The organism is Buttiauxella noackiae (assembly GCF_000737905.1).
Lineage (GTDB): Bacteria > Pseudomonadota > Gammaproteobacteria > Enterobacterales > Enterobacteriaceae > Buttiauxella > Buttiauxella noackiae.
In genome coordinates this window covers 395,041-418,872 of the sequence record NZ_JPRU01000003.1, presented here as the reverse complement: position 1 = coordinate 418,872, position 23,832 = coordinate 395,041, and the positions used below count along the sequence as shown (strand labels likewise).

Sequence of the window (23,832 nt, the reverse complement as noted above, 5' to 3'; positions counted from 1 at the left end):
TGGCTGGTCATCCTCTCAGACCAGCTAGGGATCGTCGCCTAGGTGAGCCATTACCTCACCTACTAGCTAATCCCATCTGGGCACATCTGATGGCAAGAGGCCCGAAGGTCCCCCTCTTTGGTCCGAAGACGTTATGCGGTATTAGCTACCGTTTCCAGTAGTTATCCCCCTCCATCAGGCAGTTTCCCAGACATTACTCACCCGTCCGCCGCTCGTCACCCAGGAGCAAGCTCCCTGTGCTACCGCTCGACTTGCATGTGTTAGGCCTGCCGCCAGCGTTCAATCTGAGCCATGATCAAACTCTTCAATTAAAAGCTTGATTTGCTTCAACTCGTGAAGCGGTGCTCAAAAATTAACTTTCGTAATAATTCAACTAAATGAATTACTGCTTGGTCACTCTTCAAGACTTGATATTTTTTGTGATACCCGAAGGTATCTGAGATATCAATCCTGCGAGTGCCCACACAGATTGTCTGATAAATTGTTAAAGAGCAGTGAGTTGCGCGCTTTCGCTTGCTAACTCGAGGTGGCGTATATTACGCTTTCCTCTTTCAGAGTCAAGCGATTATTTCGCGCTTTTCTCCAACTAACCAGCCGGTTTGTAAGCCGTTGTGCCGTGTCAGTGGAGGCGCAGTATAGGGATTTTCTGGAAGGTGACAAGTGTTTATTGCAAAAAGATTACCAAGCGTCTTTTTTTTCGCCAAAAGCACTGCGAAATAGCTGTAACACGGGATATTTGCTGTTTTAAGCATCAGGAAAGGATACCTGGTGGCATACTACTAATAGAAACAACGCTAAAGGAATTGCATTTATGTCTTTATCTGCACAACAACTCGCGGCACAAAAGAACCTTTCCTATGTTCTTGCGGAAAAACTTGCGCAACGCATTCTTCGAGGTGAGTACGAAGCGGGCAGCATACTGCCTGGCGAAATCGAATTGGGTGAGATCTTCGGTGTTAGCCGCACAGCCGTACGAGAAGCAGTAAAGACATTAACAGCAAAAGGAATGGTTCTACCTCGCCCGCGTATTGGTACTCGAGTTATGCCTCGTAGTCACTGGAACTTCCTTGATAAGGAGTTGCTCACGTGGTGGATGACAGAAGAGAACTTTAATGATGTGGTGGATTACTTCCTTGTTATGCGTAATAGCCTGGAACCACAAGCCTGTGCCATGGCCGCCATTAATGGTACCCAGGAGCAGAAAGCATTTCTCAACAAGATGATGGCAGAAATGGTAACGCTGAAAGGCGCGTTTGACCGCCAGCGTTGGATAGAAGTCGATATGGCGTACCATGAACAAATCTATGCAATGAGTGGTAACCCTTTCCTTTGTTCTTTCGCTAACTTATTCCGTTCTATTTATTACAATTACTTTACCGCAATAACAGATAACGAAGTTATTAAGCTCGATTTGCACCAGGCAATTGTGGATGCCATTACCCAGAGCGACAGCCAGGCCGCGCTAATTGCAGGTCAGGCATTGTTAAAAGAACCCATAGCTCAAAGGTAAGGACACACATTTTCCTGGTTGCCTTAAAACATCAGGATAAAAATGACCAAAACAGCTCGCAGTATGGCCGGCTTACCGTGGATTGCGGCAATGGCCTTCTTTATGCAGGCGCTGGATGCCACAATTCTCAACACCGCATTACCCGCAATCGCCCATAGTCTTGGGCGATCGCCACTGGCAATGCAATCTGCGATTATTAGTTACACCCTCACCGTCGCAATGCTAATACCCGTCAGCGGTTGGCTTGCCGACCGCTTTGGCACGCGGCGTGTGTTCATGTTCGCGGTTTCCCTGTTCACTCTCGGCTCCTTTGCCTGTGCAATGTCAAACTCACTTGGTGAGTTGGTTATTTTCCGCGTAATACAGGGTATTGGCGGGGCGATGATGATGCCGGTCGCCCGCTTAGCATTACTACGAGCCTATCCGCGCAGCGAACTCTTGCCAGTTTTAAACTTTGTAACCATGCCAGGGCTTGTTGGCCCAATTCTTGGCCCATTGCTCGGCGGTGTATTAGTTACCTGGGCAAGCTGGCACTGGATCTTCCTCATTAATATACCTATCGGTATTCTCGGGCTTATCTACGCGCGAAAATACATGCCGAATTTTACAACCCCACGCCGCGGCTTCGATATGACCGGCTTTCTTCTATTTGGTTTAAGTCTGGTACTGATCTCAAGTGGGATGGAGCTATTTGGTGAGCGTATCGTTGCCAGCTATATAGGCATTCTGACTATCCTGGGCGGGCTTGCTTTGCTGGCAGCTTATATATGGCACGCTCGCAGACATCCAACACCACTGATCGCCCTTCCGATGTTTCGCACCAGAACCTTCTCTATAGGTATTGTCGGGAATCTCGCCTCGCGCCTGGGAACCGGTTGTGTACCGTTCCTGATGCCTTTAATGCTACAGGTTGGTTTTGGCTATTCGGCGTTGATCGCAGGCTGCATGATGGCACCGACTGCTATTGGTTCACTGTTGGCAAAATCCACTGTGACACAGGTATTGCGTAAGCTTGGTTACAGGAAAACATTAGTGGGAGTGACGCTGGTTATCGGTTTGCTGATTGGACAATTCTCACTGCAATCGCCGGGGATGGAAGTGTGGCTACTCATTTTGCCACTGTTTATTCTGGGGATGGCAATGTCCACGCAGTTCACCGCAATGAACACCATTACGCTTGCCGATCTTACCGATGAAAATGCCAGTAGTGGCAATAGTGTGCTGGCTGTAACGCAGCAACTGGCAATTAGCCTTGGCGTTGCGGTAAGTGCTGCAGTACTTCGTCTATATGAAGGTATCGAGAGTATTAATACTGTCGAACAGTTCCACTATACATTCCTGACGATGGGCGCGGTGACGCTCGTTTCCGCTCTCGTGTTCCTACTGTTACGCCCGAAAGATGGGCGCAACATGATTAAACGCTAGGCTGAACCACGCACCACCAGTTCAGGCGTCAGAAACAGGCGCTGTTTATCCAACGTGGGCTGAGCCATTCGATGTATCAGTACATCAACGGCCAGCTCACCTAGTTCATCTTTAGGCTGATGAATAGTGGTGAGTGGTGGCGTCATATAGCGCGCCAGTTCTATATCGTCATAACCTACAACGGCCATATCCTGCGGAACCTTCAGTCCAGCCTGATACAAAGCGTGATAAGCCCCAACAGCCATTGCATCGTTGCCGGTGAAAACGGCATGAGGTGGCTCGTCCAATGCAAGAAGCAAATTCATGGCTGTGAAGCCGCCCTGAAACTCAAAGTCACCGATAATTTCATAGCCTTCATGAATCTCAAGCCCTGCTCGGTTCATTGCATTGCGATAACCCTCAAGGCGTAAGCGCGCCGGGGTTTTATCTTGCGGGCCAGTGATACAAGCGATACGGGTGTAACTATTATCAATAAGGTGTTGCGTTGCCGTCTCGCCGCCAAGCAGAGAGTTATCCTGGATGACATCGCTTTCTCCATCAAAAGGAGACCAGTCCATCATCACTGTAGGAATAGAAGGATAGCGACTCATAATATCTGGAGAAGGAAGGTGTGTTTCGGTGCACAATAGCAAAAGTCCGTCGACACGCTTTTGCAGCAATGTCTCCAGGTTACGGTTCATGCGCTGCTCATCACCATCGGTATTGCAAAGCACCAGGCTGTATCCACGCTCAAAGCAACTTCGCTCAACGCCTCGCACCAGTTCAGAATAAAACGGGTTACTACTGGCGGTAATTAACATACCAATAGTGTGTGTTTGATTGAGTTTGAGGCTGCGAGCTAAAGCAGAAGGGGCGTAGTTAAGCGTTTTAATTGCCGCATCCACTCTTTCGCGAATAGCATCACTTACGAAACGATCTTTATTAATGACGTGCGAAACGGTAGAAGTTGAAACCCCCGCCATTTTCGCGACGTCTTTCATGGTGGCCATGAATTATCCTTGCTGTTGCAAAAACTCGTCAATTTCATGACGCCATGGCACGGAAGGTTGCGCACCTTTACGAGTCACGGCAATAGCGGCGGCCGCATGTGCAAAACGAATCGCTTCATTCATCGGCTTACTTTCCAGTAATGCGGTAACCAACGCCCCGTTAAAGGTATCGCCCGCAGCGATAGTATCTACTGCTTTTACCTTAAAACCAGGAACTCGCTGCCCTTTGCCGTTTTCACTCAGCCAAACACCACGGCTACCGAGTGTAATAATGACGGTTTCAATACCTTTCGCATGAAGCACCTGAGAAGCCTTTGCTGCATCGTCATCATTTTCGACGCGCACGCCTGTCAGTTTTTCCGCTTCGGTTTCATTTGGCGTGATCATATCCACCAGCCCAAGCAGCTCGTCAGAAAGCTCACAGGCAGGTGCGGGATTGAGAATAACTTTGGTTTGATGCTGATGAGCAACTTTTGCCGCGGCCAGCACACTTTCCAGCGGTGACTCAAGCTGCATTAACAGTGCCGAAGCGTCTGCGATTTTCTGCTGATGTTCTGCCACAAGCGCTGGCGTTAATGCCGCGTTCGCTCCGGCGTGAATACCAATAACATTTTCCCCGGCGCTATTAACGAAGATCAGCGCAACGCCCGTTGAGGCATCTTTAATTGTGCTGATTGGGGATGTGTCGATTTTGTCGCTGACTAACTGTTTGCAGACGCGGCTTCCGGTATCGTCGTCGCCCACGCAGGCAATAAAGGCAATGTCTGCACCGCTGCGTCCTGCAGCAACGGCCTGGTTCGCGCCCTTCCCGCCAAACGCCACCTGATACTCTTGCCCGGTAACCGTTTCGCCCGGCGTCGGGAAATGTTCGAGGTTAAGGATATGGTCAGCGTTAATGCTGCCCAGGACGACGAGATTGCCTTTAGTTTTCATTTTTTGTGTCCAGTTAAGTGCGCCACTCCGGGAGACGGAGTGGCGCGGTGCCCTGCTTTTCTATTATTGTCTTATTTAGTAACCAGCTTCAGGTCAACCGGGATCTTGGAGTCGACTTTTTCGCCTTTCAATACTTTGTCTGCCGTTTCTACACCAATAACGCCAATCTGGTCAGCCATCTGCGCAACAGTAGCGCCTAGCTTGCCACTTTCTACGGCTTTCACGCCGTCAGCGGTGCCGTCGAAGCCAACGACCAGAACGTCAGATTTACCAGCAGTTTGCAGTGCACGCAGAGCGCCCAGTGCCATTTCATCGTTCTGAGCAAATACTGCCTGCACGTCAGGATGTGCGGTCAGCAGGTTCTGCATAACGTTCAAACCCTTAGTACGGTCAAAGTCCGCAGGCTGGCTCGCCAGAACGGTAAATTTGTGTGCAGCAGTCGCTTGTTTGAAGCCTTCACCGCGTTCACGGGCAGCTGATGCCCCCGCAATACCCTGCAATTCAATAACTTTCGCGCCTTCACCTAATTTCTTAGCGATGAAGTCACCCGCCATTTTCCCACCAGCAACGTTATCGGAAGCGATGTGGCTGACCACGGTACCCTGATTCGCCATACGGTCGAGGGTAATCACAGGGATTTTAGCCTGGTTCGCCATTTTCACCGCATTGCCCACGGCGTCGGAATCGGTTGGGTTGATAAGCATCAGCTTGGTGCCGCGAACCGTTAAGTCCTGCACGTTTGCCAGCTCTTTAGCCGGGTTGTTTTGCGAATCCAGCACAATCAGGTTGTAGCCCAGTTTATCTGCTTCTTTTTGTGCTCCGTCTTTCAGTGAAACGAAGAACGGGTTATTCAACGTGGAAACGACCAGCGCGATAGTGTCTTTAGCCATCGCGTTGGCGCTGACCGTGGCGCTCAGTGCAACAGCGGAAACCAGAGTAGCCAGCTTTTTCATATTCATAGTCAGATGTCCTGTAGGGTTATGATTGTTACTGTTTTTTGTTGTCCACCAGCACCGCCAGTAAAATAACCACTGCTTTGACGATCATCTGGTAATAAGAAGAAACACCTAATAAATTCAGCCCGTTATTCAGGAAGCCTAAGATCAGCGCACCGATCAGCGTCCCAACGATTCGCCCTTTCCCGCCAGCAAGGCTTGTGCCGCCCAGAACCACCGCCGCGATAGCATCTAGCTCATAGCCAGTACCCGCTGTCGGTTGCGCTGAAGAAAGACGCGCCACTTCGATGATCCCGGCCAATGACGCCAGCAAACCGCAAAGTGAGTAAACAATAATTTTGACTTTGTTAACGCTGATACCGGACAAACAAGTCGCAGCTTCGTTACCGCCCAGCGCATAGATATAACGACCCAGGCGAGTGTGATGCAGCATGTACCATGCAGCCAGGAAAACGATACCCATGATCCATACAGGCGTTGGGATCCCCAGCGGGCGGCCAATACCAAACCAGCCAAACAGATCTGCGTTATCAGAGAACCCGGTGTTTACTGGACTCCCGTTGGTGTACACCATCGTCACACCACGCAACAAAAGCATCATCACCAGCGTGGCAATAAACGCCTGCACCCGCCCTTTAGCAACAATCACCCCTGTTACAGCCCCGATTGCGGCACCCAATGCCAGTGCCCCGGCAATAGCCACCAGGGCATTCACTTCTAAACCAACAATCGAGGCCGCCACAGCTCCGGTCAGCGCCAGTAAAGAACCAACGGACAGGTCGATCCCGGAAGTCAAAATGACCAGCGTCATCCCGACCGCCATAATGGCGTTTACGGAGGTTTGTTGCAGGATATTGAACAGGTTATTTACAGTGAAGAAGTTAGGGCTAAGGCTCGAGACAACAGCAATCAACACAAGTAGTGCGATAAGTGATTTTTGCTCCAATAGCCACGCTTTAGTGAACCAGCGACGTGTCGAAATAGACTGGGTACTCATTTTACAGACTCCTGATTCACGCGATTTAACTTGCCGACGGCCGCCGCCATAAGTATTTCTTGGGTGGCCTCTTCACGGGTAAATTCCCCGCCGAGATGCCCTTCGTGCATCACCATAATTCGGTCGCTCATACCGAGGACTTCCGGCATTTCCGACGAAACAAGGATGATGCTTAACCCATCGGCTTTGAACTGATTGATTAACTGATAAATTTCTTTTTTGGCCCCAACGTCAACGCCACGCGTTGGCTCATCAAGAATCAACACTTTCGGGCGAGTCATCAGGCCACGGGCAATCGCCACTTTTTGTTGATTACCACCTGAAAGCAGGCCAATCGGCTGTTCCATTGATGGGGTTTTCACGTTGAACAAACGGATAAAGTCCTGCACCGCTTGCTGTTCATCTTTATGTTTCAGGCGACCCGCGTTATGGCTGAAGTAGCGCAGTGCGGTCAGCGACATGTTCTCTTTCACTGACATGCCGAGCACCAGCCCATCACGCTTACGGTCTTCCGAAATATAAACAATACCGTTTGCCAGACCATCTTGCGGTGAACGCGTCACCACTTCACGGCCATCAAGCGCCACATAACCACCGGTACGCGGCAGTGCGCCATACAGCACTTTCATTAATTCAGTGCGACCCGCGCCCATTAAACCGGCAACACCAAGAATCTCACCTTTGCGCAAAGTGAAACTGACGTCATGCACGCCTGGTCCAGAAAGGTTATCTACGCGCAGGCGCGTTTCGCCCGGTTGTTTATCCAGCCGTGGGTATTGATCTTCGAGTTTGCGGCCGACCATCATTTCAATCAGCGTATCTTCGCTCAGCGTCACCACTTCGCGCTCGGCAATAAACTGGCCGTCGCGGAAAACAGTGACGTCATCGCAAATCTCAAAGATCTCTTTCATGCGATGGGAGATATAGACGATGCCGCGTCCCTGGGCTTTCAGCTCGCGGATCACGCGGAATAAAGAGTCTGTTTCGGTATCGGTCAAAGCATCGGTTGGCTCATCCATCACAATGACTTTCGACTCAAAGCTCAGAACCTTGGCAATTTCGACCATCTGCTGATCGCCGATCGACAAATCACCCACCAGCTTCTGGCTGTTGAAGCGCAGGTTGAGCTTAGCGAGTAATTTATCTGCCTCGGCATACATCGTTTTCCAATCAATTTTGCCGAAACGGTTTACGAATTCACGGCCAAGGAAGATGTTTTCCGCAATGCTTAGCTGCGGAATCAGGTTGAGTTCCTGATGAATAATACCGATGCCCGCTTCCTGTGAGGATTTCGGGCCATTAAAGGTGGTTTCTTTGCCAAGCCATAATAGCGAACCCGCATCGCGTTGATAAATGCCGGTCAGCACTTTCATCATGGTGGACTTGCCCGCGCCGTTTTCACCCACCAGCGCCATTACGCGCCCTGCGTACACATTCAGCGCAGCACCAGAAAGAGCTTTCACTCCCGGGAACGCTTTATCGATCCCTTTTAATTGCAGTAACGGTTCCATACCGGCCTCAGAAAGTTACGCCAGCACAAAGAATGATATTCGCATACGGGGAACACTCCCCGCTGCGAATAACCGCCTGGCTATCAGCGGTGTGAAGCTTGAACTGCTCATGACTAATGTAACGAATAGAAATGGTGTTTCCCTGGTGTTGTTGCAGTTGCTCGATGTGCTTGAGCAACGTTTCATGGAGTTGGGGATTATGTTGTTTAATTTCCGAAGCTAAGATCGCAGTTTCAACCTGCATCTCTTGCGTTACGACTTCAACGACCTGCATAAAACCCGGTACGCCGTGAGTCAGTGCCAAATCTATACGCGGTGTATTGCGCGGAATGGGCAATCCGGCATCGCCAATCACCAGCGTGTCGGTGTGGCCAAGACGGGAAATAACGGACGAGATATCAGCGTTGAGAACGGTGCCTTTCTTCATTTTCTTACTCCACTAGCGAAACGTTTCGCTGAGGTAAAGTGTAGGAAATCTAGTGATGGGAAAACAACCAGCTCGTAACGAAAATGTGATCGCTATCGAAACGTTTCGCTGAATTGTTTCATTGCGAAGGAAATGAGAGCGAGCACAGTCAAGCTAACAAAAAAAACGCCCCTTCGATTGAAGAGGCGTTAACGTTAAATCTCGACCTGAGTTCCTAACTCGATAACCCGGTTTGGTGGGATTTCAAATTGGTCAGGTGCACGCAAGGCGTTGCGTTGCAGAGCGAGGAACAGTTTGCCGCGCAGTCTCAGATACCATGGGCGTTTACCGATGATCAGTGATTCATGCGACATAAAGAACGATGTCTCCATCATTCGACAACTTAACCCTTCAAGGCCACAGCGATGGAACACCTCTTCCACATTTGGCGTTTCGCGCCAGCCGTAACTTGCAACCACGCGCCAGAACGTCGGTGAAAGTTGTTCGATAGAAACACGACGTACATTATGAACGTACGGTGCATCTTCAGTTCGCAACGTCAGCAGTACCACACGCTCATGCAGCACTTTGTTGTGCTTGAGGTTGTGAAGCATCGCAAAAGGAATCACGTTCAGCGCACGGGACATATAAACCGCTGTACCCGGCACGCGCACCGGTGGCGATTTTTCCAGAGAGGCAATCATTGCTTCAAGTGAATTTCCGTGCTCATGCATACGACGCAGCAGGCGGAAACGCTCGCTTTTCCAGGTGGTCATGATGATAAACATCACCAGCGCCAGGCACAGCGGCAGCCAACCACCGGAGAAGATTTTGACCACGTTTGCTGAGAACAGTGGGATGTCGATGCACAGGAAAGCAAAGCCCATCAGCAGTACGGCAATTTTGTTCCAGTGCCAGTTTTTGGTGGCGACAGTACAACAAAGGATGGACGTCAGCACCATCGTACCCGTTACCGCGATGCCGTAAGCCGCCGCCAGGTTACTGGAGTGCTCAAAGCTCACAATCACAATCACCACAGAGATATAGAGGAGCCAGTTAATTGCTGGCACATAAATCTGCCCGGACTCCATTTCCGAGGTGTGGATAATGCGCATTGGTGACAGATAACCCAGGCGGACAGCCTGACGAGTCAGCGAGAACACGCCCGAGATAACCGCCTGAGAGGCGATAACCGTTGCCAGTGTTGCCAGAATCATCAGCGGTATCAGCGCCCAGTCTGGAGCCAGCAAGAAGAATGGGTTCTTTATAGCTTCCGGAGTTTTGAGCAGCAGTGCGCCCTGGCCGAAATAGTTCAGCACCAGTGACGGCAAAACCACCGAGAACCACGCAATACGAATCGGCAACTTACCGAAATGGCCCATATCCGCATACAGCGCTTCAACCCCGGTAATTGAAAGCACTACTGCACCGAGTGCAAAGAATGAAACCGTTTTGTATTCGATAAAGAAGTGCACCGCCCAAGCCGGATTCAATGCATGAAGCACTTCCGGGTTGGCAATAATACTGCGTGCACCTAACACCGCCAGCACCAGGAACCACAGCATCATGACAGGAGCAAAGAGTTTGCCCACCATGCCGGTACCATGTTTCTGAATCATAAACAGCAGTGTCAGCACGACTATCGATAACGGAACGATATAGGCGTCAAGCTGCGGCGCGGCTATCTCAAGCCCTTCGATGGCCGACATAACCGATATTGCCGGGGTGATGACTACCTCGCCATAGAAGAAGCTGCCGCCGATCAATCCCATGATCACCAGCACCGACGTCATTCTCGCCGAAGTATTACGCCCAGCCAAAGACATTAGCGTCAAAATCCCGCCTTCGCCGGCGTTATCAGCACGCATGACAAAAGTGAGATATTTAACAGAGACGACTAAGATCAATAACCAGAAAATTAAAGATAAAAAGCCAAATACGGCATCACGTTCTACGCCAAACCCAAATTGACCAGACAGACATTCACGAAGGGTATAAAGCGGGCTAGTACCGATATCACCGTATACCACCCCAATTGCAGCCAGCGTTATCGCAGGCAATGATTGTTTATTATCAGCGCTCATAGACTAATCTTTTGTTGGAATCCTGAAAGCGTGTGCTTAGTCCCTTGGCCCACAAAAAGGCGCACAGTATGCACGATAATGAAGTAAATCGTACCCCTAAATACAACAGGCTTAACTTATGTCAGGGAAAAAAGAGCCGTTCATCAATCCATTAACGATAATATAGATGAACGATATACTCGCTGTACTCAATGAGTTTTATACCGCGTAAGGATGCAATGCTAATTATGGCTCAATCACATTTATTGGCTGAAAGAATTTCACGGCTTAGCCAGGCACTGGAAAAAGGATTGTTTGAACGCCAACATGCAGTACGACTTTGCCTGCTGGCAGCGCTAAGCGGTGAAAGTGTTTTCTTACTTGGCCCTCCAGGTATAGCCAAGAGTTTGATTGCCCGCCGACTGAAGTTTGCATTCCAGCATGCGCGCGCTTTTGAATACCTGATGACGCGTTTCTCCACCCCTGAAGAGGTATTTGGTCCGCTTTCCATTCAGGCTTTAAAAGATGAAGGCCGCTATGAACGCCTCACTGCCGGGTATTTGCCAGAAGCTGAAATCGTCTTTCTTGATGAAATCTGGAAAGCAGGCCCAGCCATTCTGAATACTCTGCTGACTGCAATAAATGAACGCCGTTTCCGTAATGGGGCAAGCGAAGAAAAAATCCCAATGCGTTTGCTGGTGGCGGCCTCCAACGAACTCCCGGAAGCAGATAGCAGCCTGGAAGCGTTATATGACCGTATGTTGATTCGCCTGTGGCTCGACAAGGTGCAGGATAAAGGCAATTTCCGCTCAATGCTCGTCAGCCAACATGATGAGAACGACAACCCGGTTCCCGAAAGCCTGCAAGTCACTGACGATGAGTATTTCAAATGGCAGCAGGAAATTGGCACCGTGGTACTTCCTGATAATGTATTTGAACTGATCTTCACCTTACGCCAGCAACTCGATAATGCTTCAGGGGCACCTTATGTTTCTGACCGCCGTTGGAAGAAAGCCATTCGCCTCCTACAAGCCAGTGCCTTCTTTAGTGGCCGCAATGCTGTCGCCCCGATTGATTTGATCCTGCTAAAAGATTGCCTGTGGCACGATCATGCAGCGATGAATTTGATGCAGCAACAGTTGGAAATATTGATGACCGGGCACGCCTGGCAGCAAAATGCGATGCTCAGTAAATTGGGTGCCATTATTCAGCACCGTATTCAATTACAGCAGCAACACAGTGACCGTGAAGCAATCACCGTAACCAAACAAGGCGGCATGTTTAGCCGTCGTCCACAGTATCAGTTGCCTGATTCACTAACCGGGGAAACGCTGACGTTATTACTCCAGCAGCCGCTGAAACTGCACGATATCGAAGTTATCCACGTCTCTATTTCCCGCGATGCTTGTGCCCAGTGGCTAATAAAAGGAGGGGAGTTGCGTGGCAAACTCAACGGTATTGGTTTTGCCCAGGTCTTGAATATGGAAATCGATGCAAGCCAGCATCTGGTTCTGCGCGATATAAGCCTGCAAGGTACGCGTCTGCTGCTGCCGGGCAAACAGCAAGAAGGGATGCCGGATGAGATCAAACAGCAATTCGACTCTCTCGAAGCCACACTCCACCAGCAACATGAACGTTTTAACGATCAGCAAAAATGTTTGTTCATCCACAACGAATGGCTTGGGAAAATTGAAGCCAGCCTGCAAGACGTTGCGGAACAGATTAAACAGGCACGCCACTAATGTTAAGCGTTGAAGCTCTTGATGTGATCCTCGCGATTAGCGAGGGTGAGCTAATAGAAGGAATTATTGTCGCACTGTTGGCAGCGCCTCAGTTGGCGGTGTTTTTTGAAAAATTCCCACGCATGAAAAACGCGGTAACTAAAGATATTCCTCGTTGGCGCGAATTGCTCAAAGCGCGACTGCACGACACCAACGTACCGCAAGAGCTAACCCTGGAAGTCATGTGTTATCAGGAGAGCCAACTGCTCACCACAAACCAACTATCCGCAAAGCTTCCAGATATCTTACGCCTGCTGGAGAGTGTTGATTCTCCATTCTTCGGGCAGGCCCAGAAGCTGGTGGCTGGAACACCTCGACTGACACCTGCCCAACAAACGTTGTTTCTGCAACGCTGGCGTCTGAGCCTGGTGGTTCAGACCACATCACTTAACCAACAATTACTGGAAGACGAGCGTGACCAGTTGCTCGCTGAAGTGCAGCAGCGTCTGGCATTGAGTGGCCAGCTAGAACCGGTTTTAGTCGACAGTGATAACGCCGCAGGGCGTCTGTGGGATATGAGTGCCGGGTCGCTTAAACGTGGGGATTATCAGCTTATCGTTCAGTATGGCGATTTTCTTGCCAGCCAGCCTGAATTGCTCAAACTGGCCGAGCAGCTTGGTCGCTCTAAAGAAGCAAAAGCGGTACCTAAAAAAGATGCCCCCACCGAAACCTGGCGCATGCTGGTGCGTGAACCTGCAACGGTGCCAGAGCAGGTTGACGGGCTTCAGCGTAGCGATGACATTTTGCGGTTATTACCGCCAGAGTTGGCAACACTTGGCATTAGTGAGCTGGAATTTGAGTTCTATCGGCGGCTGGTGGAAAAGCAGCTGCTGACGTATCGGTTACATGGTGATTCCTGGCGCGAGAAAATTGTTGAGCGCCCTGTTGTTCACCAGGATTTTGACGAACAACCACGCGGACCGTTTATTGTCTGCGTTGATACTTCCGGTTCCATGGGCGGTTTTAACGAACAATGCGCCAAAGCGTTTTGCCTCGCACTGATGCGCGTGGCCCTGGCGGATAACCGCCGCTGCTTCATTATGCTGTTTTCCAGCGAAGTGGTGCGCTATGAAGTTTGTGGCGCAGATGGTATCGAGCAAGCGATCCGTTTTCTGAGCCAGCGTTTTCGTGGTGGTACCGATCTCGCCAGTTGCTTTAGGGCAATTGCAGAAAAAATGCAGGGAAGTGAATGGTTTGATGCCGATGCGGTAGTGATTTCTGACTTTATTGCTCAACGCCTGCCAGATGAGGTCGTCACGCAAGTGAAGGATCTGCAGCGTAAACACTTGCATCGTTTTCATGCCGTCGCCATGTCGGGGCATGGCAAGCCCGGCATCATGCGCATATTTGATCATATATGGCGCTTCGATACCGGGATGCGTAGCCGCCTGCTGCGTCGCTGGCGGCGTTAATTCTTACAACAGTGACGTGACCTTAGCGTGGACTTCAGAAGGCCACACGCCGCACTGCACCTGACCAATGTGCGGCTGTTGCAGCATCAGCATCACAAGGCGAGACTGACCAATACCACCACCAATAGTTTGCGGCATTTCACCTTTAAGCAATGACTGGTGCCACTCAAGTTGCAGACGATCTTCATCACCGGTAACAGCCAACTGGCGTTTTAAAGCTTCAGCATCAACACGGATACCCATAGAAGAGAGCTCAAATGCATCTTCAAGGATCGGGTTCCACACCATAATGTCACCGTTCAACCCTTTGAAATCACCCTGGCTGGCGGTTGACCAGTCATCGTAATCCGGTGCACGAACATCATGACGTTTCCCGTCAGCCAACTTACCGCCGATACCAATCAGGAACACTGCGCCCAGCTCTTTGGCAATCGCACGCTCACGCCCTTTTGCATCAAGCTCAGGGAAACGCTGTTGTAACTCTTCGCTATGAACAAAGTGGATTTGTTCAGGCAGGAAAGGTGTCAAACCGTACTGCTCGCTCACTGCGGCTTCTGTGGCTTTCATTGCCCCCCAAATGCTTTCTACAGTTTGTTTAAGCGTACCGAGATGACGTTCTCCTTCACCCATAACGCGTTCCCAATCCCACTGATCGACATATACAGAGTGGATCGGAGTCAAACGGTCTTCATCGGGGCGAAGAGCTTTCATGTGCGTGTAAAGCCCTTCGCCCGCGCTGAAGTCATGCTGGCCGAGTGTTTTTCTTTTCCATTTAGCCAGCGAATGCACCACTTCAAACTGCGCATCAGGCAAGGTTTTCACCTTCACCTGCACCGCCTTTTCGCAACCAGACAGATTGTCTTGAGTACCATCACCCACGCGACTGAGAATTGGAGCCTGGACTTCCATCAAACCAAGCTTTTCTTCCAGTTGACGTGAGAAGTGGGACTTAACAAAACTAATCTGGCGTTGTTTAGCGATGTAGGCAGTTTTCATGGTTTTCTCTTTATTGTGTTGTTTTACTGACGATGATTAAGCAACAAACCCGGCATAACATTCAATAATCAACAATAAAAAAGCCCTACTGGTTTTCAATCGACTAATTTAAGGCTATAAAATCTGAACTATCGTTACTAATCATAGGAAAAAGTGATGGATAATTATCAGATCGACAATCTCGATCGCGGCATCCTCGACGCTTTAATGGCAAATGCTCGCACTGCTTATGCAGAACTGGCTAAACAATTCAGTGTTAGCCCTGGCACAATCCATGTGCGGGTAGAGAAAATGAAACAGGCTGGGATTATTACCGGCGCACGCATTGATATCAGCCCTAAACAGCTGGGTTACGACGTTTGCTGTTTTATCGGCATCATTTTAAAGAGTGCGAAGGACTACCCTTCTGCACTGGCAAAACTGGAAAGTCTCGAAGAAGTCACGGAGGCGTATTACACCACCGGGCACTACAGCATCTTTATTAAGGTGATGTGCCGATCTATCGATGCGCTTCAACAGGTACTTATCAACAAGATCCAAACAATTGATGAAATTCAGTCCACCGAAACACTGATCTCCCTCCAGAACCCGATCATGCGGACCATCAAGCCCTGACAGCTATTTTTAATACCCATATTATCCACAGGTAGATCGCAGGCCTTACACAGCGTACAATGCCCATCGTTTCGAAAAGGTGGGATCGCAATGACAGAAGTTACTCTGATTAGCGGCAGTACCCTGGGCAGTGCTGAATATGTGGCTGAACATTTAGCGCAGAAGCTAGATGAGGCGGGTTTTACGACCCAAACGCTGCACGGGCCACTGTTTGAAGATCTACAAACCAGTGGGATATGGCTGATTGTCTCTTCTACTCATGGAGCAGGTGATCTTCCAGACAATCTGCAACCGTTGTTCGATGCTATAAATGAAGAACGTCCGGATCTGAGTTCTCTTCATTATGGTGCAATCGGAATTGGTAGTCGTGAATACGACACTTTTTGCGGTGCAATTGAAAAACTGGACACCCTTCTGACGGAGTGCGGAGCTAAAAGAGTGGGCTCTTTACTCAAAGTGAACATCCTTGATCACGATATTCCTGAGGATCCGGCTGAGATTTGGGTCGGATCATGGAAGAATTTACTCGTGGATTTGTAAAGATCTCACTTTTATCTGTGTATAAGTATGCTTAAAAGCTTGGGTTAAGCAGTAGTTATCCCAATAACAACTCCTGTTCACTTTTTGAGTTGTGCATAAGTAGCTATTTTGATCCCAGCTTATACGTTCTGGGATCACCGATCATTCACAGCTAATGATCCTTCTTAATTACTTGATCTCTTTGCCATAAAAACTGTTATCCACAGAACATGCCGATCCTAATAAGAGATCATAATAAAGAGATCTTTAAATAAAAAAGATCTTCTTTTAATTACCTACGATCCCAAGACTTTCTCGAAAGGCTAAAGTTAAGTAGAATCGCCAACCTCGGGAATCAGTCATCCCCCCATTTGCAAAACCGTGAGGCAGTACCATGTTTTATCCAGATCCTTTTGACGTCATCATCATTGGCGGGGGTCATGCAGGCACTGAGGCTGCTATGGCCGCTGCACGGATGGGCCAACAAACCCTTCTTTTGACTCACAATATCGACACTCTGGGACAGATGTCTTGTAACCCAGCGATCGGTGGTATTGGCAAGGGACATCTGGTTAAAGAAGTGGATGCTTTAGGCGGTTTGATGGCAAAAGCTATCGACCATGCAGGCATTCAGTTTAGGATACTAAACGCAAGCAAAGGCCCCGCAGTACGGGCTACTCGTGCTCAGGCAGACCGAGTGCTGTATCGCCAGGCGGTACGCACTGCGCTGGAAAACCAACCAAACCTGATGATCTTCCAACAGGCGGTTGAAGATCTGATTGTTGAGAACGATCGCGTTGTCGGTGCTGTTACGCAAATGGGTCTGAAGTTCCGCGCTAAATCCGTGGTACTGACCGTCGGTACGTTCCTGGATGGCAAAATTCATATCGGACTGGATAACTACAGCGGTGGCCGTGCAGGCGATCCGCCATCCATTTCGCTTTCACGTCGTCTGCGTGAACTACCACTTCGTGTCAGTCGCCTGAAAACAGGCACACCTCCACGTATCGACGCTCGCACAATCGATTTCAGCGTACTTGCCCAACAGCATGGCGATACCCCAATGCCAGTGTTCTCGTTCATGGGAAATGTGAACCAGCATCCTGCGCAGGTACCGTGTTACATCACGCATACCAACGAAAAAACGCATGACGTTATTCGTAATAACCTTGATCGCAGCCCGATGTATGCTGGCGTTATCGAAGGGATTGGCCCGCGTTACTGCCCGTCTATTGAAGACAAAGTGATGCGTTTTGCTGATCGCAACCAGCACCAAATCTTCCTTGAACCTGAAGGGCTAACCAGCAACGAAATCTACCCGAACGGTATCTCCACCAGCCTGCCGTTTGATGTTCAGATGCAGATCGTCCGTTCGATGGAAGGTATGGAAAATGCGAAGATCGTCCGTCCTGGCTATGCCATCGAATACGACTTCTTCGATCCTCGCGATCTGAAACCAACACTGGAAAGCAAATATATCCAGGGTCTGTTCTTTGCTGGCCAAATCAACGGCACTACCGGTTACGAAGAAGCTGCGGCGCAAGGTTTATTGGCTGGTTTGAACGCAGCACGCTTCTCTGCTGAGAAAGAGGGATGGGCTCCTGCTCGCTCACAAGCCTACCTCGGCGTACTGGTTGACGATCTTTGTACTCTCGGTACCAAAGAGCCGTACCGCATGTTTACCTCACGAGCCGAATACCGCCTGATGCTGCGTGAAGACAACGCCGATCTGCGTTTAACCGCCGTTGGCCGTGAAATGGGTCTGGTGGATGACGAACGTTGGGCACGCTTTAACGAAAAACTGGAAAGCATTGAGCTTGAGCGCCAGCGTCTGAAAGATATCTGGCTGCACCCTCACTCTGAAAGCGTTGAAGAAGTGAACGCAAAATTAAGCGCCCCTCTTTCTCGTGAAGCAAATGGCGAAGATTTACTGCGTCGCCCAGAAATGACCTATGCTGAGATGATGCAATTGTCAGTGTTCGCACCGGGCCTTCAAGATCCACAGTCTGCTGAACAGGTAGAAATTCAGGTTAAATACGAAGGCTACATTGCTCGTCAGCAAGAAGAGATTGAAAAACAACAACGTAACGAAAATACATTGTTGCCTGCAACACTTGATTACCGGCAGGTGAGTGGTCTTTCTAACGAAGTGATCGCGAAGCTAAACGATCACAAACCAGTCTCGATTGGGCAGGCCTCACGCATTTCAGGGGTAACCCCGGCTGCGATCTCTATTTTGCTTGTCTGGCTAAAAAAACAAGGCTTGCTACGCCGTAGCGCCTGATGAATACATTTCAGGGCCAGGATTTCCTGGCCTTTTTTTGATGGGTATAAACCACAGTGCTTAACAAACTCAATCGCCTGCTGGATAGTGCAGGCATTACGTTGCCAGAAAACCAGAAACAACAGCTGGTGGGTTATGTTGAACTGCTCCACAAGTGGAACAAAGCGTATAACCTAACCTCCGTTCGTCTTCCTGATGAAATGTTGGTGCGCCATATTCTCGATAGTATCGTTGTAGAGCCGTACTTGCAGGGCTCACGTTTTATCGATGTGGGAACAGGCCCGGGTTTACCGGGGATACCGCTGGCGATAGTGCGCCCGGACTCGCATTTTACGCTGCTGGACAGCCTCGGTAAGCGTGTTCGCTTCCTGCGTCAGGTTCAACATGAGCTTCACCTTGATAACATCATGCCAGTACAAAGCCGTGTAGAAGAATTTCCGGCTGAGCCACCATTTGATGGGGTTATCAGCCGTGCTTTTGCCTCAATGACTGACATGGTGACATGGTGTAAACATCTGCCTGCTGAGAATGGTCGCTTTTACGCTCTCAAAGGATTGCGCCCGGATGACGAAATTGCAGCCTTACCCGCAAGCTTCACGGTTGAAGATGTTATTCGTTTGCAGGTGCCAGAGCTTGATGGTGAACGCCATCTGGTGATGATTAAGCCAAACAAAAATTAATATTTATCAAAAAAAGGCGAAAAAGGATTGTTTCGAGAACGTTAAAAATACGAGGGGAAATGCCTGAAATCTCTGGTTACATTTAACGCAATCCTAACTTTCCTGCTTGTAGTTTTTAACGTGGCGAGCATTGTCGATTTCAAAAATAGTAAACAATGAAAATATAACCCTGCTAAATATTTTGTAGGGTTGTAACTCGCGTGAATGTTAAAATTTTAATAAAAATGTCAATGGATTGTTTTGAGTGTGTTTCAGGCTATTTTAAATAGAGTAGACAGTAATCAGCTTATTTATCAGTCATCTGTGTTTCGCACTTTATGAGGCAGACAAATGCATAATGCCTATGAGATGTTTGATTTGTGATCGGGTGCACGCTTTATAATGCGGTTATTTCGGTTGTTTGCAGTTTTTAAGAAAATAACCGCTATTCAGCAAAAGTTGAAAAATAACGCCACAGGAAAATATTTAAACATTTGTTCACCTTTTTGCTACTTAATGTTTGAAATCACGGGGCCGCACCGTATAATTTGCTCGCTTTTTGAGGCTTGACTCAAAGTCGTAAAGGCAGTTTTATACCAGCGCGATATACCCCGAAGGGAGCAGGAGTTTGGATAAGCCATGTCTGTGTCTCTGTTGAGTAGAAACGTTGCTCGTAAGCTTTTATTCCTTCAGCTTCTTGCAGTGATAGCAATTGGATTGCTGTTTTGTCTCAAAGACCCCTGGTGGGGTGCTTCTGCTTTTGGCGGAGGCCTGGCAGCCTGGTTGCCAAATGTTGTATTTATGAATTTTGCCTGGCGTCACCAGGTGCATACACCGTCAAAGGGCCGTTTGGCCTGGACCTTCGCTATTGGCGAAGTATTAAAGGTGATAGCGAGCTTTACCATACTGGTGGTGGCGTTAGCTGGTTTTAAGGCGGTATTGTTGCCGCTTATTGTGACGTGGGTTTCGGTGCTGGTTGTGCAGATACTCGCACCAGCTGTAATTAACAACAAAGGGTAAGAGGCATCATGTCTGCAGGAGAAATCTCTACACCGCAGGAGTATATAGGCCACCATCTGAATAACCTTCAGTTGGACCTGCGTACTTTCTCGCTGGTTGATCCGTATCACCCCCCAGCTACCTTCTGGACACTCAATATTGACTCCATGTTCTTCTCCGTGGTTCTGGGTTTCTTGTTCCTGGTGTTATTCCGCAAAGTAGCAAAAAACGCTACCAGTGGTGTACCAGGGAAATTCCAGACGGCAGTTGAGTTGGTCATAGGCTTTGTTAATAGCAGTGTCAAAGACATGTACCATGGCAAAAGCAAGGTCATCGCACCTCTTGCTCTGACGGTCTTTGTCTGGGTATTCCTGATGAACCTGATGGACCTGCTGCCAATCGATTTCCTGCCGTTTATCGGCGAGCATATCTTTGGCCTGCCAGCCCTGCGTGTGGTGCCGTCTGCGGACGTGAATATCACCCTGTCTATGGCGCTTGGTGTGTTTATCCTGATTCTTTTCTACAGCATCAAAATGAAAGGCATTGGCGGCTTCACGAAAGAGCTGACGCTGCAGCCGTTCAATCACTGGGCATTTATACCGTTCAACTTAATCCTTGAAGGTGTGAGCCTGCTGTCCAAACCTATTTCTCTTGGTCTGCGACTGTTCGGCAACATGTATGCCGGTGAATTGATTTTCATTCTGATTGCTGGTCTGTTGCCGTGGTGGTCACAGTGGATTCTGAGTGTGCCTTGGGCCATTTTCCACATCCTGATCATTACGCTGCAAGCCTTCATTTTCATGGTTCTGACGATCGTCTATCTGTCGATGGCATCTGAAGAGCATTGATTTTACTTACCACTACTGCGTTTTAACTGAAACAAACTGGAGACTGTCATGGAAAACCTGAATATGGATCTGCTGTACATGGCTGCCGCTGTGATGATGGGTCTGGCGGCAATCGGTGCTGCGATCGGTATCGGCATCCTCGGGGGAAAATTCCTGGAAGGCGCAGCGCGTCAACCTGATCTGATTCCTTTGCTGCGTACTCAGTTCTTTATCGTTATGGGTCTGGTGGATGCTATCCCGATGATCGCTGTTGGTCTGGGTCTGTACGTGATGTTCGCCGTCGCGTAGTAAGCATTGCTTAATACACCAAGCAATATCAGAACGTTAACTAACAAAGAGGCATTGTGCTGTGAATCTTAACGCAACAATCCTCGGCCAGGCCATCGCGTTTGTCCTGTTTGTTCTGTTCTGCATGAAGTATGTATGGCCGCCAATCATGGCAGCCATCGAGAAGCGTCAACAAGAAATTGCTGACGGTCTCTCTTCTGCAGAACGTGCCAAAAAGGACCTTGACCTTGCACAGGCCAACGCGACCGACCAGCTGAAAAAAGCCAAAGGTGAAGCTCAGGTGATCATTGAGCAGGCGAACAAACGCCGTGCTCAGATCCTTGAAGAAGCTAAAACCGAGGCAGAGCAGGAACGTGACAAAATCGTTGCACAGGCTCAGGCAGAAATCGACGCAGAGCGTAAACGCGCTCGTGAAGAACTGCGTAAGCAAGTGGCTCTGCTGGCTATCGCCGGTGCCGAGAAGATCATTGAACGTTCCGTGGATGAAGCTGCTAACAGCGACATCGTTGATAAACTGGTCGCTGAACTGTAAGGAGGGAGGGGCTGATGTCTGAATTTGTAACTGTAGCTCGCCCCTACGCCAAAGCAGCTTTTGACTTTGCCGTCGAGCACCAAAGCGTTGATAACTGGCAGCATATGCTGGCTTTCGCCGCCGAGGTGTCTAAAAACGAACAAATAGCAGAGCTTCTTTCCGGCGCATTAGCTCCGGATACTCTCTCTGCGTCGTTTATCTCCATCTGTGGTGACCAGCTAGACGCCAATGGCCAGAACCTGATTAAGGTGATGGCTGAAAATGGGCGTCTGAAAGTTCTTCCTGATGTTCTTGAGCAATTCGTTCAATTGCGCGCAGCCCGAGAGGCTACCGTTGAAGTCGAAGTGACTTCTGCCAGCGCATTAAACGAAGACCAGCTTTCGAAAATTAGCGCCGCGATGGAAAAACGTCTGTCACGCAAAGTTAAGCTGAATTGCAAAATTGACAAGTCTGTAATGGCGGGTGTCATTATCCGCGCAGGTGATATGGTTATTGATGGTAGCGTACGCGGCCGTCTTGATCGCCTGACAGACGTCTTGCAGTCTTAAGGGGACTGGAGCATGCAACTGAATTCCACCGAAATCAGCGAACTGATCAAGCAGCGCATTGCTCAGTTCAGTGTTGTGAGCGAGGCTCACAACGAAGGTACAATCGTTTCTGTAAGTGACGGTATCATCCGCGTACACGGCCTGGCCGATGTTATGCAGGGTGAGATGATTTCCCTTCCGGGAAACCGTTACGCCATTGCACTGAACCTCGAGCGCGACTCTGTAGGTGCAGTAGTAATGGGTCCGTACGCTGACCTTGCCGAAGGCATGAAAGTTAAGTGTACTGGCCGTATTCTTGAAGTTCCCGTTGGCCGTGGCCTGTTAGGTCGCGTGGTGAACACCCTGGGTGCACCAGTCGACGGTAAAGGTCCTTTAGAGCATGACGGCTTCTCCGCTGTTGAAGCGATTGCACCTGGCGTTATCGAACGCCAATCCGTAGACCAACCTGTGCAGACAGGCTATAAGTCCGTTGATGCCATGATCCCAATCGGTCGTGGCCAGCGTGAACTGGTCATCGGTGACCGTCAGACAGGTAAAACTGCTCTGGCGATCGATGCCATCATCAACCAGCGTGATTCCGGCATCAAATGTATCTATGTGGCTATCGGCCAGAAAGCGTCCACCATTTCTAACGTGGTTCGTAAACTGGAAGAGCACGGCGCACTGGCAAACACCATCGTTGTTGTTGCAACTGCATCAGAATCTGCTGCACTGCAATACCTGGCACCGTACTCCGGCTGCGCAATGGGTGAATACTTCCGTGACCGCGGTGAAGATGCACTGATCGTTTATGATGACCTGTCTAAACAGGCTGTTGCTTACCGTCAGATTTCTCTGCTGCTTCGTCGTCCACCTGGTCGTGAAGCTTACCCAGGTGACGTTTTCTATCTCCACTCCCGTTTGCTGGAACGTGCTGCGCGTGTTAACGCCGAGTACGTTGAAGCATTCACTAACGGTGAAGTGAAAGGTAAAACAGGTTCCCTGACTGCACTGCCGATTATCGAAACGCAAGCTGGTGACGTTTCCGCGTTCGTTCCGACTAACGTAATTTCTATTACCGATGGTCAGATCTTCCTGGAATCCAACCTGTTTAACGCCGGTATTCGTCCTGCGGTTAACCCGGGTATCTCCGTATCCCGTGTTGGTGGTGCTGCTCAGACCAAGATCATGAAAAAACTGTCCGGTGGTATCCGTACCGCTCTGGCACAGTATCGTGAACTGGCTGCGTTCTCTCAGTTTGCATCAGACCTTGACGATGCGACCCGTAAGCAGTTGAGCCACGGTCAGAAAGTGACTGAGCTCCTGAAACAGAAACAATATGCGCCGATGTCTGTTGCGCAGCAGTCTCTGGTTCTGTTCGCTGCTGAACGTGGTTACCTCGAAGATGTGGAACTGGCTAAAATCGGTAGCTTCGAAGCCGCTCTGCTGGCTTACGTTGACCGTGACCATGCTCCACTGATGCAAGAAATCAACCAATCTGGTGGCTATAACGACGAAATCGAAGGCAAGCTGAAAGGCATCCTCGATTCCTTCAAAGCAACTCAGTCCTGGTAAAGTCTGG

Annotated in this window: 22 protein-coding genes and 1 rRNA gene; 14 read left to right on the top strand and 9 right to left on the bottom strand. The window is 49.4% G+C overall.

Going from position 1 to position 23,832, the window contains the following annotated elements; genetic code table 11:
* Window positions 1-311: ribosomal RNA gene (locus IX31_RS17800) — 16S ribosomal RNA — on the bottom strand; the annotation flags it as partial.
* 500 nt (window positions 312-811) lie between these two features.
* Between IX31_RS17800 and IX31_RS17795 the strand changes: the two genes are divergently transcribed.
* A complete protein-coding gene (locus IX31_RS17795) occupies window positions 812-1,510 on the top strand; it encodes a FadR/GntR family transcriptional regulator (protein ID WP_034460724.1) in 699 nt (232 codons plus the stop codon).
* A gap of 42 nt (window positions 1,511-1,552) precedes the next feature.
* Window positions 1,553-2,935, top strand: a complete 1,383-nt coding sequence (gene mdtD, locus IX31_RS17790) for a multidrug transporter subunit MdtD (RefSeq protein WP_034460722.1) — start codon at window positions 1,553-1,555, stop codon at window positions 2,933-2,935.
* On the opposite strand, the gene rbsR is transcribed toward mdtD, so the two are convergent.
* From rbsR to kup, 7 genes are all read right to left on the bottom strand, one after another.
* Window positions 2,932-3,924: a ribose operon transcriptional repressor RbsR gene (gene rbsR / locus IX31_RS17785; RefSeq protein ID WP_034460720.1), complete on the bottom strand. Its 993-nt coding sequence runs from the start codon at window positions 3,922-3,924 to the stop codon at window positions 2,932-2,934. The two genes, mdtD and rbsR, sit on opposite strands and share 4 nt — an antisense overlap.
* A 3-nt stretch (window positions 3,925-3,927) precedes the next feature.
* Window positions 3,928-4,857: a ribokinase gene (gene rbsK / locus IX31_RS17780; RefSeq protein ID WP_034460718.1), complete on the bottom strand. Its 930-nt coding sequence runs from the start codon at window positions 4,855-4,857 to the stop codon at window positions 3,928-3,930.
* Between the two features lie 71 nt (window positions 4,858-4,928).
* Window positions 4,929-5,816, bottom strand: coding sequence for a ribose ABC transporter substrate-binding protein RbsB (rbsB, locus tag IX31_RS17775; RefSeq protein WP_034460716.1), 888 nt, complete (start codon window positions 5,814-5,816; stop codon window positions 4,929-4,931).
* Between the two features lie 28 nt (window positions 5,817-5,844).
* Complete coding sequence (gene rbsC, locus IX31_RS17770) at window positions 5,845-6,810, bottom strand: ribose ABC transporter permease (RefSeq protein ID WP_034460715.1); 966 nt, start codon at window positions 6,808-6,810, stop codon at window positions 5,845-5,847.
* On the bottom strand, window positions 6,807-8,321 hold the full coding sequence (gene rbsA / locus IX31_RS17765; RefSeq protein WP_034460713.1) for a ribose ABC transporter ATP-binding protein RbsA: 1,515 nt from the start codon (window positions 8,319-8,321) through the stop codon (window positions 6,807-6,809). The genes rbsC and rbsA overlap by 4 nt, the downstream gene beginning before the upstream one ends.
* A gap of 7 nt (window positions 8,322-8,328) precedes the next feature.
* Complete coding sequence (gene rbsD, locus IX31_RS17760; protein ID WP_034460712.1) at window positions 8,329-8,748, bottom strand: D-ribose pyranase; 420 nt, start codon at window positions 8,746-8,748, stop codon at window positions 8,329-8,331.
* 194 nt (window positions 8,749-8,942) lie between these two features.
* Window positions 8,943-10,811 carry a low affinity potassium transporter Kup gene (kup, locus tag IX31_RS17755; protein ID WP_034460711.1) on the bottom strand — a complete coding sequence of 623 codons (1,869 nt, stop codon included), beginning with the start codon at window positions 10,809-10,811 and terminating at the stop codon, window positions 8,943-8,945.
* Between the two features lie 227 nt (window positions 10,812-11,038).
* Between kup and ravA the strand changes: the two genes are divergently transcribed.
* Both ravA and viaA read left to right on the top strand, forming a co-directional pair.
* Window positions 11,039-12,532: an ATPase RavA gene (gene ravA / locus IX31_RS17750; protein ID WP_034460767.1), complete on the top strand. Its 1,494-nt coding sequence runs from the start codon at window positions 11,039-11,041 to the stop codon at window positions 12,530-12,532.
* Window positions 12,532-13,983: an ATPase RavA stimulator ViaA gene (gene viaA / locus IX31_RS17745; protein ID WP_034460710.1), complete on the top strand. Its 1,452-nt coding sequence runs from the start codon at window positions 12,532-12,534 to the stop codon at window positions 13,981-13,983. Before ravA ends, viaA begins: the two co-directional genes overlap by 1 nt.
* Window positions 13,984-13,986: 3 nt before the next feature.
* On the opposite strand, the gene asnA is transcribed toward viaA, so the two are convergent.
* Entirely contained in the window at window positions 13,987-14,979 is a 993-nt protein-coding gene (asnA, locus tag IX31_RS17740; protein ID WP_034460709.1) for an aspartate--ammonia ligase, read from the bottom strand.
* A gap of 156 nt (window positions 14,980-15,135) precedes the next feature.
* Here asnA and asnC point away from each other — a divergent pair, with 156 nt between their 5' ends.
* The 10 genes from asnC (at window position 15,136) to atpA (ending at window position 23,825) form a co-directional block, all read left to right on the top strand.
* A complete protein-coding gene (asnC, locus tag IX31_RS17735) occupies window positions 15,136-15,594 on the top strand; it encodes a transcriptional regulator AsnC (RefSeq protein WP_034460708.1) in 459 nt (152 codons plus the stop codon).
* A gap of 90 nt (window positions 15,595-15,684) precedes the next feature.
* Complete coding sequence (gene mioC / locus IX31_RS17730; RefSeq protein ID WP_034460707.1) at window positions 15,685-16,134, top strand: FMN-binding protein MioC; 450 nt, start codon at window positions 15,685-15,687, stop codon at window positions 16,132-16,134.
* Window positions 16,135-16,507: 373 nt separating this feature from the next.
* A complete protein-coding gene (gene mnmG / locus IX31_RS17725) occupies window positions 16,508-18,397 on the top strand; it encodes a tRNA uridine-5-carboxymethylaminomethyl(34) synthesis enzyme MnmG (protein ID WP_034460705.1) in 1,890 nt (629 codons plus the stop codon).
* A 56-nt stretch (window positions 18,398-18,453) separates the two neighbouring features.
* Entirely contained in the window at window positions 18,454-19,077 is a 624-nt protein-coding gene (gene rsmG / locus IX31_RS17720) for a 16S rRNA (guanine(527)-N(7))-methyltransferase RsmG (RefSeq protein ID WP_034460704.1), read from the top strand.
* A gap of 618 nt (window positions 19,078-19,695) precedes the next feature.
* Entirely contained in the window at window positions 19,696-20,076 is a 381-nt protein-coding gene (gene atpI / locus IX31_RS17715; RefSeq protein ID WP_034460701.1) for a F0F1 ATP synthase subunit I, read from the top strand.
* Between the two features lie 8 nt (window positions 20,077-20,084).
* Window positions 20,085-20,903, top strand: a complete 819-nt coding sequence (gene atpB / locus IX31_RS17710) for a F0F1 ATP synthase subunit A (protein ID WP_034460700.1) — start codon at window positions 20,085-20,087, stop codon at window positions 20,901-20,903.
* A 48-nt stretch (window positions 20,904-20,951) separates the two neighbouring features.
* A complete protein-coding gene (atpE, locus tag IX31_RS17705; RefSeq protein WP_000429386.1) occupies window positions 20,952-21,191 on the top strand; it encodes a F0F1 ATP synthase subunit C in 240 nt (79 codons plus the stop codon).
* Window positions 21,192-21,252: 61 nt separating this feature from the next.
* On the top strand, window positions 21,253-21,723 hold the full coding sequence (gene atpF, locus IX31_RS17700; protein ID WP_034460698.1) for a F0F1 ATP synthase subunit B: 471 nt from the start codon (window positions 21,253-21,255) through the stop codon (window positions 21,721-21,723).
* Between the two features lie 14 nt (window positions 21,724-21,737).
* On the top strand, window positions 21,738-22,271 hold the full coding sequence (atpH, locus tag IX31_RS17695; RefSeq protein WP_034460697.1) for a F0F1 ATP synthase subunit delta: 534 nt from the start codon (window positions 21,738-21,740) through the stop codon (window positions 22,269-22,271).
* 12 nt (window positions 22,272-22,283) lie between these two features.
* On the top strand, window positions 22,284-23,825 hold the full coding sequence (gene atpA, locus IX31_RS17690; protein WP_034460696.1) for a F0F1 ATP synthase subunit alpha: 1,542 nt from the start codon (window positions 22,284-22,286) through the stop codon (window positions 23,823-23,825).
* The last annotated feature ends 7 nt before the right edge of the window (window positions 23,826-23,832 follow it).